General features: G+C 35.9%; 10 protein-coding genes. 3 read left to right on the forward strand and 7 right to left on the reverse strand.

Annotated elements, in window-relative coordinates; genetic code table 11:
• Positions 1–15: 15 nt before the first annotated feature.
• From EHC72_RS01355 to EHC72_RS01365, 3 genes are all read right to left on the reverse strand, one after another.
• Positions 16–2,946, reverse strand: a complete 2,931-nt coding sequence (locus EHC72_RS01355) for a TonB-dependent receptor domain-containing protein (RefSeq protein WP_131535681.1) — start codon at positions 2,944–2,946, stop codon at positions 16–18.
• Between the two features lie 193 nt (positions 2,947–3,139).
• Positions 3,140–4,162 (reverse strand): FecR family protein, encoded by a 1,023-nt coding sequence (locus tag EHC72_RS01360; RefSeq protein WP_131535682.1) that lies wholly within the window; start codon positions 4,160–4,162, stop codon positions 3,140–3,142.
• Between the two features lie 104 nt (positions 4,163–4,266).
• Positions 4,267–4,830 (reverse strand): RNA polymerase sigma factor, encoded by a 564-nt coding sequence (locus EHC72_RS01365; protein ID WP_131535683.1) that lies wholly within the window; start codon positions 4,828–4,830, stop codon positions 4,267–4,269.
• A gap of 198 nt (positions 4,831–5,028) precedes the next feature.
• Here EHC72_RS01365 and EHC72_RS01370 point away from each other — a divergent pair, with 198 nt between their 5' ends.
• The 3 genes from EHC72_RS01370 to EHC72_RS01380 all read left to right on the forward strand — a co-directional run bounded on the left by EHC72_RS01370 (position 5,029) and on the right by EHC72_RS01380 (position 8,373).
• Entirely contained in the window at positions 5,029–5,973 is a 945-nt protein-coding gene (locus tag EHC72_RS01370; protein WP_131535684.1) for an NAD-dependent epimerase/dehydratase family protein, read from the forward strand.
• Between the two features lie 73 nt (positions 5,974–6,046).
• Positions 6,047–6,775: a YebC/PmpR family DNA-binding transcriptional regulator gene (locus EHC72_RS01375; protein ID WP_025145740.1), complete on the forward strand. Its 729-nt coding sequence runs from the start codon at positions 6,047–6,049 to the stop codon at positions 6,773–6,775.
• Between the two features lie 434 nt (positions 6,776–7,209).
• Positions 7,210–8,373: a glycoside hydrolase family 18 protein gene (locus EHC72_RS01380; RefSeq protein WP_131535685.1), complete on the forward strand. Its 1,164-nt coding sequence runs from the start codon at positions 7,210–7,212 to the stop codon at positions 8,371–8,373.
• A gap of 640 nt (positions 8,374–9,013) precedes the next feature.
• Here EHC72_RS01380 and EHC72_RS01385 read toward each other — a convergent pair.
• From EHC72_RS01385 to EHC72_RS01400, 4 genes are all read right to left on the reverse strand, one after another.
• The gene (locus EHC72_RS01385) at positions 9,014–9,796 is read right to left on the reverse strand and encodes a carboxylesterase family protein (RefSeq protein ID WP_131535686.1); all 783 of its coding nucleotides are present in this window, start codon (positions 9,794–9,796) and stop codon (positions 9,014–9,016) included.
• Positions 9,797–9,861: 65 nt separating this feature from the next.
• The gene (bglX, locus tag EHC72_RS01390) at positions 9,862–12,156 is read right to left on the reverse strand and encodes a beta-glucosidase BglX (RefSeq protein WP_131535687.1); all 2,295 of its coding nucleotides are present in this window, start codon (positions 12,154–12,156) and stop codon (positions 9,862–9,864) included.
• A 28-nt stretch (positions 12,157–12,184) separates the two neighbouring features.
• Positions 12,185–13,933 carry a family 43 glycosylhydrolase gene (locus EHC72_RS01395; RefSeq protein WP_131535688.1) on the reverse strand — a complete coding sequence of 583 codons (1,749 nt, stop codon included), beginning with the start codon at positions 13,931–13,933 and terminating at the stop codon, positions 12,185–12,187.
• Between the two features lies 1 nt (position 13,934).
• Positions 13,935–15,302, reverse strand: a complete 1,368-nt coding sequence (locus tag EHC72_RS01400; RefSeq protein WP_131535689.1) for a glucoamylase family protein — start codon at positions 15,300–15,302, stop codon at positions 13,935–13,937.
• Positions 15,303–15,308: the final 6 nt, after the last annotated feature.

A 15,308-nucleotide genomic window follows, 5' to 3' on the forward strand; every position in this document is an offset into this window, starting at 1 on the left:
ACGCTGGCTTTGTTATTAAAATGAATAAGATAATGATCCCCAGAAAGTGCGTTGAAGTAAGGTTCTTCCAATCATTAATGTGCCTGGCGTTACTTTAGAGAAATCTCTAAACTGATCGCCGCGAACATCACCTTCGGTAAGTACCCTTGCATTTAATAAGTTATCTGCCCAAAACCTAATGGCTACCTGTTTAGTAAAGTTATAACCTGCACCCGCTTTCATTACTACGTATGCGGGTAGTTTATAGCTGTCGCTTGGAGAGGTAAATCGACTGCCTACGTAGGTTGCAGATACATACAAGTTTACTTTTTTATAATCATAATTTGCGCCAAGTTCTGTGTTCAGTACTGGCACTCTTTCGGTTCTGTTGCCTGTAAAGCTGTAGTCTTTATCTCCAAACTCGGCTAATACGGCAGAGTTTGTGCGGGTAGAAGCAGTGTAATCTGTATATTTAGAATCCTGTAAAGTTCCGGTAAGCCTTAAACTAAGTGGTTTAAATACTTTATAAGAAATCTCGTACTCTGCGCTCCACGTTCTAGTCGATCCAAAAGCAACTAGCGATTGTGTTCCAGCTGTTGTTGTAGGAACATTGATTGTTAAAGAGGTGTTTTTTATGGCAGAATAACTTCCTGATGCAAAAATGGCCAGGTTGTTTTTAGCATATTTAAAACCAATTTCTCCTAAATAAACCGGGCGCTTTTTAATGTTGGCAGGGTTATAGGCTGATGCATTATAATCGCCAATGTTTGGTGCGTTGTAAGCTTTGGTTGCACGAGCGAAAATACTTGCTGTAGCGTTGATTTTATAATTTGCACCTATTGAGGCAGACCAATTGGTTAAAGTTTCATTATAATCTGTATAGCCCAAAATGGTTGCTGTAGATGCTGCTGTTATATTTGGGGTACCGTTGGCAGTTAAAGCGTAAAATGGTCTTTTGCCTTTAACATTCTGGTTATCTATCCTCGCTCCAATATCCAAACGCCATTGATCGCTGATTTTAATTTCGTCGCTGGCATAGGCCGATAATGTTCTGGTATCGCCAATAAAGGTATTTTTAGTTTGAATGGTTCTTTCTGCAGCAGTTGGGCTTTGCAATATAATACTTGGATGCTCTTTAAATTCAGAAAAACTTCTGAAAGCATATCTTAAATCATCACGATTGTACTGGTGGATGCCTAAACCTAAACTTAAACTATGTTTTTCGAAGGTTTTTTTCAAGTCAAGATAATCTACAACTTGTACGTCGCTATTCATTTGTGCATTGGCTGAAGAAGTGATAACCTGATCGCCAGCATTGAAAGGAGCAACAGCGCCACCAGGATAATAATATGGTGTAGCAGCAGTTCTGGCGGCAATACCGCTTGGCACTGTGTATGTACTGTTGGTGTGCGTGTTTTGATAGCGGAAATTATTTACAATCTGCCATCCACCATCTGTCATATAGTTAAACTGAAAGCCAGCAGAACCTAATTTAGTGTGAATACCATCCTTTAGGCTAAAATTATGACTGCTTCCTACCGGATCGGTATAGCTCCACTCTGTTTGCAATGGAACAATAGATTGACTTACCATATCGTAACTGCCATAAGTTCTTGGTTTCCCAGTTCCATCGTATGGATAGTAACTTGTTAGTAAAAACTGTACTTTATCATTCAGGTATTTTCCGTAAACCCTGATAAAGCCTTTATTGTTTTTAAAGTTAAATGTCATGTTTCCTTTAATTTGCCCACCCTGGTTTGCTGGCGAAAAACCTTGATCTACTACACCTTTATCTGTCCTGTAAAAACCACCTATGTTATATTTAATTAAATCGTTTATTTTGCCACCTGTATTTCCATCAAAACGATATAAACCCTGAGAAAGTCCGCTGGTAAATTTAACCTGTCCATATTGCTTGTCGGCGCCCACGTAGCTAATGTTATTTACCACTGCGCCAGGTGTATTTGCTTGGATTATTGAAGCATTTCCACCTCTTACTGCCTCAATATTTTGGATGGTTAAATCTGTTTTATAATATTGATCTACCGAAGGGTTTGTATTAAAACCTGTTGGTAAAAGTGGCAAGCCATCTTCTTGTATCCCTAAGAAAATATAGCCTCCCTGCTGTGGAAATCCCCTTACCCAAACATTCCCTGGTCCATCGCCACCAGTACTTTCTACAGTTAAACCTGGTATAGCTTTTAGTAAATCGGTGCTATTTAAAGGTGCACGGTTTGTAATATCCTGGTTGCTTACCGAAGTTAGGGCAACACTACTTTCTAGTTTTTTCTTCGGATTACCACCCGTTACCATAACACCTTCCAGCTGTAAGGCATCTTCTGATAAGCTGATGTTTAAATTTTCATCGGCATTGCCTGGTGATAAAGTAACTTCTTTTGAAATAAAGCCAACGTAAGTAAGCACAATAATGCGACTATCTACTGTTAAGCCCTTTAAAGCAAAATTACCATTTAAATCTGTGGTGGTTCCTATGGTTTTACCTTTTACCGTAACGGATACACCAGGTAGAGGATTGCCTTTACTATCGCTTACTTTACCCGTAACTACGCCATCAAAAGCTTTTAATAGTTCTAAATTGTTGTTGGCCGGAATGGAATAAAGTAAAATCTGATCTTTTACTATGCGATAACCTACATCATATTTTTTTAAGGAATTATCTAAAAAGTACTTGAGTTTTTGATTTACAACATTGATAGATACTTTCCTGTTAGAATTAATTAATTGTGGGCTATACACAAATTGTACACTTGCCATATTACTGGCTTTATCTATAATGGTTTTAATATCAATTTGTTCTGCTTTAATTGAGATTTGTTTATTAAGAAAATCCTGTGCTTTTGCATCTTTAGCCAATGCGCTACAGGTAAATATGGTAATTGCTAATATCTGGTAGATCGAATTTCTCATTGCATATAGAGCCAGGGAAATAAGTAGTTTTTTTTTCATAAATTTGGTTATTGTTCATTAAATGATAGGATTTATTGGACATAGAAATACCCGAATACATTCTTAATGTATTTAACTCGCCGGCAATGCCCCACATTGTCGGCTTTGTTTTTTCAAGAATATATTAGGTGTGTTAGCCTGTGGCTAAGGACTGTTTGAGATGGTTTGTTGCTTCATAATTTATATATTTTGGTTAGTTGTGGTTTGAAACCATGATGTTGGTTCCGTTAATTGAATATTTGCCCGAAATAGAGCCGCAAATCAAGCTAAGCTGATCGTAAAGCCCTTTTTTACTTAAATCACCTGTAAATGTATAGTCTAATAACTGCTCATTTTCAGTTTTAATTTCTATACCGTAGGCTTCTGTTAATGTTTTAAAAATATCTCTCAACCGTTCTTCTTTAAAGTTGTAGCTAATGCTGTTCGGAATATTATAGGCTACCGCAAGTGGAATAGGCTTTTCTACCAGCGTTTTATTTAACTGATGTTTGCTAAAAATTCCTTTTTGATTTGGTGTAAGTAATATTGTTTTTGCAATCTTATGAGTTTCTAAGTCAATAAGTTTACTTTTTATATTCTCATCTACCTGAACTTTACCCGTTCTTACCGAAACTTGAGCTGGGCCTTTATCTCCACATTCTCTAATAAAAAAACTGGTACCTAAAACCCGAACAACTAAGTGCTGGTTATACACATAAAATGGTTTCGCTGGGTTTTTACTTACCGCAAAAAAGGCATTACCATTTAGGTAAACGTTTCTTTTATCAACTGCGAAAACCTTCGGATAAATAATACTCGCCTTTGGTGCAAGTGTAATTGTACTATAATCTGGCAGGTTTACAATAATGTTATGGTTGCTATTATTCTTTTCAGTAATTAAAGTTAAACCACTGTTTTCATCTATAAACGAATGTTGTGCATGATTATAATTGATAGCATATAAACCAGCAATTAAAAATGCGACAGTTATAGATGCCGCAATGGCTACTTTAACCCAAGTACGTTTTAAACTAATTTTTTTGACAGGCAGGTATCTTTCGGTTTCTAAATTGGCCCAAACTCTATTGCTCATTTCATCAAGCTCTGTAGCTGATAGCTGATTGATATTTTTGTCTCCCAGAAGATCATACCATTTATTTACAAAAAGCTTTTCACTTTCTGTACAATTTCCCTCCTCATAACGGGTTAGCAGATCGATAAACGATTGTTGGTTCATAAAGATATATTTGGCGCAATTATATACAGGTAACGCAACCAGCTATAAACCCTAAACAGAAAGGTAAAATAAATTTAAATATTTTACAACTAGTTGATAATGAGTTATAAAAAAGAATAGAAGTTTTTGATGTATAGCTTTATACGCTTTAATGATCTTGTGATGTGGTATTCTACAGCCTTTTCAGAAATGTTTAATTCAGCAGAAATATCTTTTGTAGTTTGGTGTTCATATCTGCTCAGCCTAAAAACCTCTTGTGTTTTTTCAGGTAAAGAATTTATTCCCTCTTCAATAAGTCCTGATAAGTCATTTAAACTAACAATATTGGCTGTATCCTGATGGTTTTCGCTATAATTAAGATTTTTATATTCAATGTATTTATTTTCCATCACTTGTTTACGGATGTGGTTTATTACACTAAACTTTAAAGAACCAAATAAATAGGATTGCAGGTTTTGTATTTCGGCACTTAGTCTTTTTTCCCAAAGAGAAATAAATATATTTTGAACCAGTTCTTCAGCAATTATCTTATCGCCGGTTTTTTTATAAGCCGCAGAAAGTAGTGACTTACTGAATAGAAAATAAATTTTTTCATAAGCCCCTTTATCGCCAGTTTTAAGGCGATTAATTAAATCAGCAGAATCTTGTGGCTCAACAAGAAGGGTCATTATTGGTTATAGATATGTTTCGTATAGTAAATGTAACGATTTATTTATTTTATAGATCAACATAGCTTTATAAAATGCTGCGGTTTTTCTCCTTAAAGAACAGCTTGTTACCCGGTTTTTTTAAAAGCAGAATAAAGAATAAATAATTTGTGTTTCTTTTTACCTCATTTTTTTACCTTTGCTAAATTTCGATAAAATATGCAGGAAAAAATAGTTGTTTTAGGCTCCAACGGGCAAATAGGTACAGAGTTGGTAACCATGTTGCGTAAAATCCATGGCGATGATAATGTAATTGCATGCGATATCCGCAGGCCTGATTATGACATTAAAAATGCGGGACCATTTGAATTTGTAAACGTTTTGGAAAAAGATATCATCAACGGTATTTTCCAAAAATATAAACCAACACAAGTTTATTTACTTGCTGCATTATTATCTGCCACAGGCGAACAAAATCCTAAGCTTGCCTGGGATTTAAACATGAATGGTTTATTGAATGTTTTGGATTTAGCCTTAGAATATAAAACAGCTAAAGTATACTGGCCAAGCTCAATTGCCGTTTTCGGACCAAATTCTCCTAAGGATAATACGCCACAATATTGTATTATGGACCCTAATACCGTTTACGGAATTAGTAAGTTAGCTGGTGAGCGTTGGTGCGAATATTATCATCAAAAATATGGCTTGGATGTTCGTAGTATCCGATACCCAGGTTTAATTAGCTGGAAAGCCGCTCCAGGTGGTGGAACAACTGATTATGCCATTCACATTTTTCATGATGCATTAAAAAAAGGAAGCTACCAAAGCTTTTTAAATGCAGAAACTGAATTGCCTATGATGTATATGGATGATGCAATTAGAGGAACTATTGAATTGATGGATGCGCCTGCTGATAAAATTAGTGTTAGAAGTAGTTATAATTTTGGCGGTGTAAACTTTACTCCTGAAGTTTTAGCAAGCGAAATCAGAAAGCATATTCCAGATTTTAAATTAACTTACACCGATAACGATCCTCGTCAGCAAATTGCAAACAGTTGGCCACGTTCTATTGATGATAGTTATGCTACAAAGGATTGGAACTGGAAACCCGAGTTCGATTTGTCGAAGCTTACAATAGATATGTTAAAAAATTTAAAAAAATAATATAAAGATAGAGAGGTTTAAGATTGATGGCATAAGGTCTCTATCTCACATCTCATATCTCAATACTAAAAAAATGGGAAGAGCATTCGAATTTAGAAAAGAGAGAAAATTTAAGCGTTGGGCTAAAATGGCAGTCCAGTTTACGCGTATTGGTAAAGATATCGTAATGGCTGTTAAGGAATCAGGACCTCATCCTGAAACCAACTCTCGTTTACGTACGGCTATGCAAAATGCTAAGGCTGTAAATATGCCAAAAGATAGGGTTGAGGCTGCAATTAAACGTGCATCCGACAAATCAATGGCTAACTACGAAGAAATTGTTTACGAAGGTTACGCGCCTCATGGTGTTGCTGTTTTAATAGAAACGGCCACAGATAATACCAATCGTACTGTAGCAAACGTGCGTAGTTACTTTAATAAAACTGATGGTTCTTTGGGTAAAACAGGTTCATTGGATTTTGTTTTTAACCGTAAATCTATTTTTCGCTTTGTACCTGCTGAAGGTTTAGATTTGGAAGAACTGGAATTTGAATTAATTGATGCCGGTTTAGAAGAATTATATGTTGAGGCTGATGAAGAAGGAAATGATATTGCTGTAGCTCAAGGTGCTTTTGAAAACTTCGGTTCTTTACAAAAAGCATTGGAAGAAAAAGGAATTGAATTAAAAAGTTCAAAACTAGAGCGCATTGCACTTTCTCACCACGAGGTAACTGAAGAGCAGGCAGCTGATGTATTAAAATTAATTGATAAGCTTGAAGAGGATGATGACGTTCAAGCGGTTTATCACAATATGGCGGAATAAATTTTAAACGTTATAAAATAAAAAAAGGCTTAAAGAACTTGTTCTTTAAGCCTTTTTTTATGTCTTTTTCTCTCCTAATAATTGCCCCTACCAACCAATGGTATAGCATTATAAAAAGTGAACTGGTACCTAAATACACATCACATTTTTATGTGATTGTGAAAATTTTATAAACTCCCCTATAAAGTTCACCTTTATTTAAACCAAATATTTACCATAATCAATAATCCTTATTAAGTGTGTTATTAAAAAAAAATAAGCATTGGTATGAGCCATTGTTCACCTATTTTTTAGATCATCCATCTAGGCGAAAGCCAAAACTCCTGAAACAGAAAAGCTGTTCAAGCGCTGATTTGTCTGCTCACTGCACCACAACCTATATAACTTGTGCTATTAATTAAAATTTCTATATACATAACCAAAAAAACAAACCAATGAAAAAACAACTATTATCGGGCTCATTGTTATTAGCCCTTTCTTTATCTTTTTATGCCTGTAAAAAAACCGAAGAACCTACAACGGAAAATGGCCACATAAACAGTAGAAATGGTTTAGACGTTGCTAATAAAATCCTTATTGTAAAGGATGATAAGGTGAAACATGTTGCCTACGCAAAAGTAAATTCTGGTCGCATTACAGATATTAACAAGTTTAAATTTGAACTTACTAAAGATGAGCAAAAAACAAAAACTGCTCAAAATTTCTTTGATATCGCTATTGTATTTGAATCGGCGAAGATAATACCCGCAAAATCGAAAAAACTTAGAGGAGAAACAGGAACTGATTTAGGAGATTATGTGCTCGCATATAAAGAATGGAGTTCTTCTTCAAGTTTCTCACCATCGGCAAAAGCATTAAGCTCAGGCGATCTTTATAATTCTAGCGCTGTTAAAACTACAACTGGCGATGCAGGAAGATATTCTTTAACTATGAATAATGAACTGAAAAAGGATATTTTAGACTTGAAAGCTACAGGTACCACAGTTTTAATGAATATTATTCCAGATCATGAAAATGCTGGCTGGAAAAGTTTTGATACCCAGGATAAAGCCCTCAAGTTTGCCAAACAAATTAATGAGTCTATTAAGCTTTATCAGTACGATGGAATTGATATTGATGAAGAATGGGCAAACTACACCGGTACAACTTATAAAGAATCTATTTTAAGAGTTTTATATGAATTGAAAAAACTTTGGAAAGCTGAAGATCTCCTACATCCTGGAAAAGTATTAATTACTGCAAAGGCACTGTATGATGATAGCGAAGATTTTGATGCTTCTATTACAGTTGATAAAAAAAAGTATGCTCTTTCAGATCTGTTAGATTATGGATGGGAAATGACGTATCAAAGTTCGGCTTATGAATACAGATTAAGTGATTATGAAACTGCAGGAATGACTAAAGCAAGACTTGGATTGGGGATAGATTTTAGCGATGGACTTAATGATGAGAAATCAGGAACTGAAACAGCAAAATATGTAAAGGATAATGCTTATAAATTTGTGATGTATTATGATGTTAAAGGCGCTGATTTATCAAGGTATTCAGCTATATCTAATTTGTTTTATAAACGTAATCTAACTCTAATTGCTAATTAGTATTACTTTAAATTCTATAAAGGATTTATTATATATCTTAACAAACCGTTTCTCAAAAAAGAGAAGCGGTTTGTTGTTTATTCGCTTAAAAGAAATGAGGCATTAATCTGCTGTTTATAAACCCGATTTAGTGAATGCCCCCGATTTTGTATCGGGACAGTAACGGGAGCGGGACTTCATCCAGCCAAATGTCTGTGTCCGTTCATTTCCAAATATTTATTTTACGTTTTTTGGAAAGCAAAACCTGTGGTTCTTATTAGAATTTGTCCCTACTTTCCGCTGTATCCCGATAGAAAAAATCGGGGATGCCGCTGCTAATTAGATTTAATTTGAGTGTTATCCAATAGCTATCGCAAGCATCTCGCTTGTGGCCGCATGCTAAGCCTAGGTACCCATAATTATGACTCATTAATTAAAACTGACGACCACAAGCGGGACGCTTTCGGTAGGTGTGTATTATCAGAAAGATTGCTTCGTGCCTCGCAATGACGGGTGTATTATCGATGCTTTAGTGAAGGCTTGCCAAGTCAATTGCGACCGTTACCAAGTCAATTGTGACTGTTACCAAGTCAATTGTGACTATTACCAAGTCAATTGCGACCGTTTACCAAGTGATTCCTGGCAAATACGTTAGAAATAATTAATTTTTTTTATGAGAAAATAACCAAGGCAATAATTCTGGTTCTGCAAAAGCACTATCCCAACTGTTGTGGTTATCTTTTGGATAAAGGCTAAATTTAACTTCGTCACCTACTGTTTTTAATCGTTCGGAAATTGCAATAGAAAATGCTGGATCAACTACATCATCCTTAGCACCATGAAAAATCCACAAAGGCACGGTTTGATATTTCTTAATATTATTGGTATTATCTCCACCACAAATAGAAAATGCGGCGGCAAATGTATGGCGTTTACGTCTTAACAGTTCAAAAGTTCCCATACCACCCATAGAAAGGCCTCCAATATACACCTGCTCTCTATTTACATAAGGTTTTCTTAAAAAATCTTTCACCATGCGAGTTAATGCATGCATAACTTTGGTTGGTTTACCACCTTCAACAAAGCTGATTTTTCTTTTTCCACTTGCACTTGTATTGAAATTGGCATTAGCCCAAAAATCATTTGCAGGGCATTGGGGGAAAACAACAATAGCTGGAAATTTTTTACGTAAATCGTCTTTTAAAAATAATTTACCACCATGAACTAATTGTTTCTCATTGTCATTTCCACGTTCACCGCTTCCATGTAGAAAGAAAACAATAGGGTACTTTTTAGATGCATCGAAGTTTTCAGGAAAAAGAATTCTGTAATAAATAGAATCTTTTCCTTTTATAAAACTTCCTTTATCATATTTTTTAAAATCCTGAGCTTTAGAAAAAAGCACAAATAGAAGTACTGCAATTGTTAGGGATAACTTCTTCATAGAGCAAAAATATAAAACCCCGGCTATTAAACAATAGACCGGGGCTTATGGGCTGTATAATTTTTTTATTTTAAAGTGAAACCAATCTCTTTAACATCGTGAGAATTAGAACCTATAAACAGTTTAAAATCTCCGGGCTCAGCTACATATTTCAAATCTGAATTATAAAATTTAAGATCATTTTCTGAAATGTTAAAGCTTACTTCTTTGCTTTCTCCTGGTTTTAGGCTAATTTTCTTGAAACCTTTTAATTCTTTAACCGGGCGTGTGCTGCTTCCAACTAAATCTCTTGTATAAAGCTGAACAACTTCTTTTCCTTCTACGCTGCCATTGTTGGTAAGTGTAATAGTTGCAGTAATAGATTTTCCTTTTGTTAAAGTATTTGAGCTTAATTTAATATCGCTATAGGTAAATGTGGTGTAACTTAAACCGTATCCAAAAGGATAAAGTGGATCGTTGCTTACATCTAAATAGTTTGAACGAAATTTAGTAAACCATTTTCCTTCAGCTAAAGGTCTGCCAGTATTTTTGTGACTATAGTAAATTGGCACCTGACCAACATTTTGAGGGAAAGTAACAGGAAGTTTTCCTGATGGATTAACATCGCCAAATAATACATCGCCAATTGCATTTGCTGCTTGAACGCCGCCGAACCAAACATTTAAAATTGCAGGTACATTTTCACTTTCCCATTTAATGGCTAATGGTCTGCCGGTAAACAATACCAACACGACAGGTTTACCTGTTTTTAATAAAGCAGCAAGTAATTTTTTTTGTGTTTCAGGAATACCAATATCCGTACGGCTTGAGCTTTCGCCACTCATTTCCGAACTTTCGCCTAAAGCAGCAACTACAACATCAGCATTTTTAGCTGCTTTTACAGCCTCGGCAATAATTTCTTCCTCTGGTCTGTTATCTCTTGGAATATCACGCCCAAACATGGTAGAGTTGGTTTGCAATGTTGCATCAGCAGTTAAGTTGGCCCCTAAAGCATGGATAATTTTAACTTTATCGCCTACTACGTTTTGCAATCCTTCTAATAACGAGGGCGTATTAACTAAATCTGCATTTACACTCCAGGTACCTGGCATATTGGCTCTGGTATTTGCCAAAGGACCAACCAATGCAACCGTACCAGATTTTTTTAATGGAAGGGTTTTGTTTTCATTTTTCAAAAGAACAAAACTTTGGGTTGCCGCTTCTCTTGCTGCCTTTAAGTTCGCAGGTGTTAAAATTTCATTTTTAGCACGCTCGTTATTGCAATATCTGTAAGGATCATCAAACAGACCTAATTTATATTTCGCTTCTAAAATTAAACGACAAGAATTATTAATTTGTGCAATAGTTACCTTTCCTTCTTGTAATGACTTTTTAAGTGTGGTTAAAAAACCTTCGCTTACCATATCCATATCATTACCGGCTGCTAATGATTTTGCAGATACCGTTTGAAGATCGCCTAAGCCATGTTCAATTAATTCGCTAACACCTGTGTAATCAGAAACAACAAAGCCATTAAAACCCCATTGTTTACGTAAAAGATCGGTTAATAACCATTTGTTTGCAGTAGCAGGAACGCCATTAATATCATTAAAAGAAACCATTATACTGCCGGCGCCTGCATCTAAGGCAGCCTTATATGGTGGCAAATAATCGTTGTACATTCTATCTAAGCTCATATCTGTTGTGTTATAATCACGACCAGATTCTGCCGCTCCATAAAGTGCAAAATGCTTAACACAAGCCATAATGGTATTAATTTTTTTCAAATCATCACCTTGGTAACCCTTAACCATTACTTTGGCAATTTCTGATCCTAAGAAAGTATCTTCACCACTACCTTCGGATATTCTTCCCCATCTGGCATCACGAGAAACATCCACCATAGGCGAAAATGTCCAGTTTATACCATCAGCACTCGCTTCTGTTGCTGCAATACGAGCCGTATTTTGGATAAGAGGCATATCCCAGCTGGCTGCTAAAGCCAAAGGAATAGGAAATGTGGTTTTGTAACCATGAATAACATCCTGACCAAAAATCAATGGAATTTTTAAACGACTTTTCATCGCCACTTCTTGTGTTTTTCTAATCTTTTCTGGGGTAGTCATACTGAAAATACCACCAACATTCCCTTTTGCAATTTTAGATTCAACATCCGTACTTACGGTTGATCCTGTTGTTGCTTCGCCACCTGTAACCAAATTTAACTGGCCAATTTTTTCATCTATCGTCATTTTAGCCATCAAGCCTGATATAAATGAATTCATTTTTGCCTGTTCGGGAGAGACAGTTTTTTTGGTTTGTGCCATTGAGTTCATGGCGGCAAGGGCTAGTACGATAAATAGGAAATTCGCTTTTTTCATTCTGTGTGTTTATTATTAATAAAATATATTATTCAACTTTTATAACCTGTGTTTTCTCAGAAACACCATTTTCATTTATAGCTTCAATAGAAAAGTAATAAGGTTTTTGATTGTCCATTCCTTTATACCAATATTCGTTAGTGCCATAAACCATTACGCAATTGTATAGCTTATCGGGTGCAATACCCATGTAAACATTATATGCATAGGCATTATTAACAGGTTTCCATTTAAGCCAGGCACTGCGTTTATCTTTTTCGGTACGTAAAACGATAAAATTTTTAACTTCCTCGGGTTTAGCGCCACCACCATTGCCAAATACTCTTAAACCGCTTATTGCAAATTTTCCAGTAGGCATGTGGATATTTACCAATTTAATATATCTGGCTTTTACGGGTTGCTTTAGTTCGATATAATCGTGAGGTACATCTGTTTTATTATTGCTTTTATCAACCAGTATTTTCCAGCTTTTGCCATCAACAGAATAAAAAAGTTGATATTGATGATAAGTATTAAGTTGCTTACCTAAAAATTCTGCATCTTGATCTGCATAGTTAAGTTGAACCGCATTAACAGTAGAAAGTTGCCCCAAATCGCTTTGAATCCACTCGCCTTTATTTGCTGAAGTAGCGCTCCAATAAGTTTTAATGCTTTCATCAACAGCATTATTTGCGTTGTAATTTCCTAAAGTAGATGATACCTGTACTGGTTTATTGTAGTTTAATAACATCCACCCGGTAAATAAAGATCTAATTCCTGGTTCAGCTTCGCCATCCAAAGATGTTGGTAAGTAGGTTGGATAATCGCCAAAAGCTGTATTGGTGTACATTACATTATCCCGATCAAAACCTGCGGGCCAAATTCCAATTCTGCGTTCAAAATTATTTTTAACGGATAGTACTACGGTTGAAACATGCCAATAATTGTTAAAATTATCCTGAAAAGTAGCCCCATGACCAGCACCACGAGCAAAGCCACCAGGTTTCCATGATAGGGGTAAAGATTGATGCTCAAAAGGACCAAGTGGGCTTTTTGATGTTGCAACGCCGTCGGCATAGCCACTAAATTCGGTTCCCGGAGCGCCATATTGTAAAAAATATGTGCCTTTATGTTTAGTCATCCATGCACCTTCCATAAAAGGATCAAGAAAAGTATCATCCAGATACTCGCCAAAACGTTGCCAGCCAAATCTGCCGGGGTTCAAAAGTAAAAGCTCCTTACGTGTGCCAATTGGCTGAAAGGTTTTTCTATTTAATTCAACTCCGTAAAGTGGGTAAGAATTGCTGCTTCCATTATACATGTACAGCTTTCCGTCATCATCTACAAAATGACCAGGGTCCCAACCACCAATTTCAAATTCGTGTACAGCTTCCTTCCATTCGTTGCCTTTAGGGTTGGTGCTCATCCAAATGGGGAAATTTTTAGAGTATGTAGATCCAAATACAAGCATGGTATCACCTTGAATCCAAACGGATGGTGCGCAAAGGTCATCGTAAACTTTATGCTCAGGCCTTAAAAAATGGCGTGAAACAAATTTCCAATCTGCCATATCACTGCTATACCAATAGCCCCACTGGTTGGTAGAGAATAGATAATAATCACCTTTAAAATTTACAATAACAGGATCAGCGGTTGCTCTGTGTTTTCCCCATTCGGCAAAATTTGGAATGGGAGTGTAGCCATAATCTAAATTAATGGGATTACAATAGGTTCTTTGTTGAGAGAACACTCGAGAAATACAAAACAGAATTATTATTGTAATGATTAATCTTTTCATGTTATTTTTTTGCTGCTGGATACTTGAAATCTAACTTCTTTAATCCATTTTGAACATCTTTATTTCCCATAAATAATTTCCAAAGTAATCCTGAACGGTAATTTTCAATCATTACCACCATCGGTCCTTGGTCTATGCCTAAATATTTTTGGGGATACCAGTTTTCACTTTCAGAAAAAGCATCATAAAAACCATATTTACCCCAAACTTTATCGCCAAGATTTTCATATAAATGCCTGATTACTTTCATCGATTCTTTTGGCGTATATGGAATAGACGATATGGCGGCAGTTGGAGAAATTACACCCAAATCTTCTTGAATGCTATGTGCAGCATAACCATTGACAGAATAGCTAGCAGTTAAACCCCAGGTATTTTCTCCATAACCTTTAAACTTTTTCGGGTTGGCAACGCAATAATCGTGAATGGCCAATGTTTGGTTAACGTTGTTTTCCCAATAATCGGCGTAACGATCTTTTAATCCCTTTGGATTTAAACCTAAATATGAATAATGGGCCCAAAATAATGGGCCTACAGAATTTTTCGCACCTTGATAATCTAAAGGGATATGATGTCCATATAGATCGAAATTTGCTTTAATTGCTCCACTTCTTGCCCATCCTTCATGATAAACTTCAGCAGGAATGGTATGAGTAGGAGAGGAGGCGGCCATAACATACATAATTAAACATTCGTTATAACCTTTTACAGGAAAATTCATTTCCCATTGGTATTGTGGCGACCAGTGCCAGTAAAGTACATTTTGATTGTTTCGGTACCAGCTAAAATCAATGCCTTTCCAAAGCTCATTTGCTTTTGCAGCAACTTTCTTTTCTTCGGCACTACCATCTTTATAGTATTCGTTAATGCAGATTAATGCCTGCGCAACAAAAGAGGTTTCAACTAAATCACCTCCATTATCTTTTTGCCCAAAAGGACGAACTTTGCCAGTTTCACCGTAAATCCAGTGTGACCATGCACCATGAAAACGGTCGGCTTTTGATAAGAAATCTAATATTTTATTTAATCTCGCTAATCCATCAGCTTTGCTAACGTAATTTCTGTTAATTCCACTTAAAATAGCCATTAATCCGAAACCTGTAGCTCCGGTTGCTACTGTACTTTTATCATTTTCTGGGTAAACATTATCTACATGATAACGTTCTCTTGCTGCCCCAGAAGTAGGTTCAGCTCCATCCCAAAAATATTGGAAGGTTTGTTTTTGTACTAAATCAAGTAATTGCTCATCTGTTAAGCCTTTTTGTATTTTTGTTGTTGTCGAATCAGTTTCTCCAATTGGTTTGCCAATAGCAAAAGCATGGCTAAAAAGGCAATACAAAAGAACAGGGAGGATGGTAATTTTTTTCATTTATTC

It is taken from the genome of Pedobacter nototheniae (assembly GCF_004335085.1).
In the GTDB taxonomy this organism is placed as follows: Bacteria; Bacteroidota; Bacteroidia; order Sphingobacteriales; family Sphingobacteriaceae; genus Pedobacter; species Pedobacter nototheniae.

Bases quoted from the DNA above. Each gene is read 5' to 3' on its own strand.
- EHC72_RS01370 (WP_131535684.1), top strand. From the start codon at position 5,029: ATGCAGGAAAAAATAGTTGTTTTAGGCTCCAACGGGCAAATAGGTACA.
- EHC72_RS01400 (WP_131535689.1), bottom strand. From the start codon at position 15,302: ATGAAAAAAATTACCATCCTCCCTGTTCTTTTGTATTGCCTTTTTAGC.
- EHC72_RS01395 (WP_131535688.1), bottom strand. From the start codon at position 13,933: ATGAAAAGATTAATCATTACAATAATAATTCTGTTTTGTATTTCTCGA.
- EHC72_RS01385 (WP_131535686.1), bottom strand. From the start codon at position 9,796: ATGAAGAAGTTATCCCTAACAATTGCAGTACTTCTATTTGTGCTTTTT.
- EHC72_RS01360 (WP_131535682.1), bottom strand. From the start codon at position 4,162: ATGAACCAACAATCGTTTATCGATCTGCTAACCCGTTATGAGGAGGGA.
- EHC72_RS01375 (WP_025145740.1), top strand. From the start codon at position 6,047: ATGGGAAGAGCATTCGAATTTAGAAAAGAGAGAAAATTTAAGCGTTGG.
- bglX (WP_131535687.1), bottom strand. From the start codon at position 12,156: ATGAAAAAAGCGAATTTCCTATTTATCGTACTAGCCCTTGCCGCCATG.
- EHC72_RS01365 (WP_131535683.1), bottom strand. From the start codon at position 4,830: ATGACCCTTCTTGTTGAGCCACAAGATTCTGCTGATTTAATTAATCGC.
- EHC72_RS01355 (WP_131535681.1), bottom strand. From the start codon at position 2,946: ATGAAAAAAAAACTACTTATTTCCCTGGCTCTATATGCAATGAGAAAT.
- EHC72_RS01380 (WP_131535685.1), top strand. From the start codon at position 7,210: ATGAAAAAACAACTATTATCGGGCTCATTGTTATTAGCCCTTTCTTTA.